This is a genomic window from Pseudomonas sp. HMWF021 (assembly GCF_003061005.1).
Lineage (GTDB): Bacteria > Pseudomonadota > Gammaproteobacteria > Pseudomonadales > Pseudomonadaceae > Aquipseudomonas.
In genome coordinates this window covers 1-1269 of the sequence record NZ_QAIK01000111.1, presented here as the reverse complement: position 1 = coordinate 1269, position 1269 = coordinate 1, and the positions used below count along the sequence as shown (strand labels likewise).

Genomic DNA, 1269 nt, shown 5'->3' with positions numbered 1-1269 from the left:
GCAGGTTCTGACCAACCAGTACGGTGTTGAGTCGTCCCGCGTTCAGTCGATCGGCTACGGCGAAACCCGCCCAGTTGCTGACAACAAAACTGAAGCTGGTCGCGCTGTTAACCGTCGCGTAGAAGCGCAGGTTGAAGCTCAAGCTAAGTAATTAGCTCGCCGCTTTGAGAAAAGCCCGGCTCAGGCCGGGCTTTTCTTTGCCTGCGATTTGAGTAAACGGGACATTGGCGCCTCGCGCCGACAGGTGTTGCCCGGCTATAATCGCCGCCTCTTTTCGCCGCCCGAGTCATCGCCGCCCATGTACACCCTGGCCCGTCAGCTGTTGTTCAAACTTTCCCCGGAAACCTCCCACGATCTGTCGCTGGATCTGATCGGCGCGGGTGGGCGTTTGGGCCTCAACGGCTTGTTGTGCAAAAAACCGGCGAACGTGCCGGTGACGGTCATGGGCCTGGACTTTCCGAACCCGGTGGGTCTGGCGGCCGGTCTGGACAAGAACGGCGCGGCCATCGACGGTTTCTCGCAGTTGGGTTTCGGTTTTGTCGAGATTGGCACCGTGACCCCGCGGCCGCAGCCGGGCAATCCGAAGCCACGAATCTTCCGTCTGCCGGAAGCCGAGGCGATCATCAATCGCATGGGCTTCAACAACCTTGGCGTGGATAACCTGCTGGCGCGGGTCGCCGCGGCCAAATACAAGGGCGTGCTGGGGATCAACATCGGCAAGAACTTCGACACCCCGGTGGAGCGTGCGGTGGATGACTACCTGATCTGCCTGGACAAGGTGTATGCCCACGCCAGCTATGTCACGGTCAACGTCAGCTCGCCGAATACTCCGGGCCTGCGCAGCCTGCAGTTCGGTGATTCGCTCAAGCAATTGCTGGCCGACCTCGCCACGCGTCGCGCCGAACTCGCCCTGCGCCACGGCAAGCACGTTCCGCTGGCGATCAAGATCGCCCCGGACATGACCGACGAAGAAACCGCGCAAGTGGCTCAGGCGTTGATCGAGACCGGTATGGACGCAGTGATCGCCACCAACACCACCCTGAGCCGCGTCGGCGTTGAAGGCATGGAGCACGGTGACGAGGCGGGCGGTCTGTCCGGCGCTCCCGTGCGCGACAAGAGCACGAATACCGTGAAGGTGCTGGCGGGTGAACTGGGTGGGCGGTTGCCGATCATTGCCGCTGGCGGCATCACCGAGGGCAAGCATGCGGCCGAGAAGATCATGGCGGGTGCTAGCCTGGTGCAGATCTATTCCGGGTTTATCTACAAAGG

The 1269-nt window shown here is 61.8% G+C and carries 1 protein-coding gene and 1 pseudogene; both read left to right on the top strand.

Features of this window, described 5'->3' with window-relative positions:
• Nucleotides 1–151, top strand: a pseudogene (locus DBR18_RS15085) (OmpA family protein); the annotation flags it as partial.
• 147 nt (nt 152–298) lie between these two features.
• On the top strand, nt 299–1269 hold a 971-nt coding region (locus DBR18_RS15080; protein WP_108590901.1), incomplete at its 3' end, for a quinone-dependent dihydroorotate dehydrogenase.